2 protein-coding genes are annotated in these 1373 nt (G+C 26.1%); both read right to left on the minus strand.

The window, feature by feature from the left end; all coding sequences use genetic code 11:
* Nucleotides 1-316: 316 nt before the first annotated feature.
* A complete protein-coding gene (locus BGS40_RS05635) occupies nucleotides 317-712 on the minus strand; it encodes a hypothetical protein (RefSeq protein WP_096738487.1) in 396 nt (131 codons plus the stop codon).
* Nucleotides 706-1373, minus strand: a 668-nt coding sequence (locus BGS40_RS05640; protein WP_257841708.1) for a lysozyme, incomplete at its 5' end; no start/stop codon positions are given. The genes BGS40_RS05635 and BGS40_RS05640, both read right to left, overlap by 7 nt.

Consider the following 1373-nt stretch of genomic DNA (forward strand, 5'->3'; position numbering starts at 1 on the left):
ATAAAATCAATCTGTTTAACTTCTTTATTGTTGATTGTTAAATTTTTAATAGTTTGAATTAACTCTGTTTTAGAACTTATAAACATAAAAGATTCCTTATGTAAAGCATTATTATATCATTTTTTATTTGCTAATATCTTTTGTCTCTATTAATCTCTCCAATCCACCTTATAATATTACCCTTATCATCAATCTCTACTTCTAAATCTTTGTATTTGTTGTAAAATTTAGGAGCTAAGATTTCATTAATTAGGATTTTTATAACTTTAAAAACTTCTTGTAATTCTTATTGCATTTTTTTAACTTTTTACATATTCTAGATATTCGTTGTTGCTTGTTGCCTTTGTTGCGTCTTTTTTTCACATAATTTCAGACCATATTCTTGTATAATCTGCTTGTTTTTAGAAATATATAAAAAATTATTAAAAATATTGTATTCATAAATACCATTTTTAAAAACATATCCTTTAAAATTCATATTTACATCGCTAATAGACTTACCGTTTAAGATAATATATTTTCCATTATTTTTATTGACACCCACATATACAACCTTATCACAAGTTATATTACCCTCTGGACATAGATTTAAAATTTTTATCCAAAACTTTTCATTTTTATAGGTACATTGCTCTAGTGGAGTAAAATCCTCTTGCGCTAACAAATAAGTACTAAAAAATAAAAACAATAATATATTTTTAAAAATTACCATTTTTCATAACCTCCTTGAGTGTAAAGCTTATATTCAGCATTTCTCCTATTAATTAGTCCCTGCATTACTTTATTTTGACTTTTGTTCCACGCCATCCAAGCTTCCTTTAATGTTTTGTAGCCTGTTTTCTCTGCATTGATGATTTTAGCAACAGAAGAATTTTTAAAATTATCAATCCCTATATTAAAACATAATATAACCAAGGAATCAAATTCGTTCTGTGCCAAGGAAGAGTTTATCGAATTTTTTACAGCATTTTCAAAGGGTAACAAATCGCTTTTAAACAATTTATCCGCTTCTTGTAAAGTAATGCCATTTTTATACAAATCCCATTCATTTTGCCCTATAAGATGTCCATATCCGATAGTTACACCTTTAACATATGAAGTAATTTCTTTTCCATTTTGATCATTATAAGGTTTGAGTCTTAGCTTCTCTATATTTTTTAAAAGATTTTGACCATCATTGCCTAGATGAGTGTTTTTTTCTTGAGCATTGTTTTCACTAGAACTTATATTATTGCTTTTTGTAGCGTTTATATTCTTTGTGTCATTATTTATATTTACATCTTTATTTTTTGCTTTTATTTTGTTTTCACTAACCCCATTTACCACCACAAATTTACAAACATAAAGCTCTTGTTTTCTATCTTCATCTTCTA

The organism is Campylobacter sp. 107 (genome assembly GCF_002383835.1).
GTDB lineage: Bacteria > Campylobacterota > Campylobacteria > Campylobacterales > Campylobacteraceae > Campylobacter_D > Campylobacter_D jejuni.

What these genes read in the sequence shown, in the direction of transcription:
- BGS40_RS05635 (WP_096738487.1), bottom strand. Translation starts at nt 712, where the DNA reads ATGGTAATTTTTAAAAATATATTATTGTTTTTATTTTTTAGTACTTAT.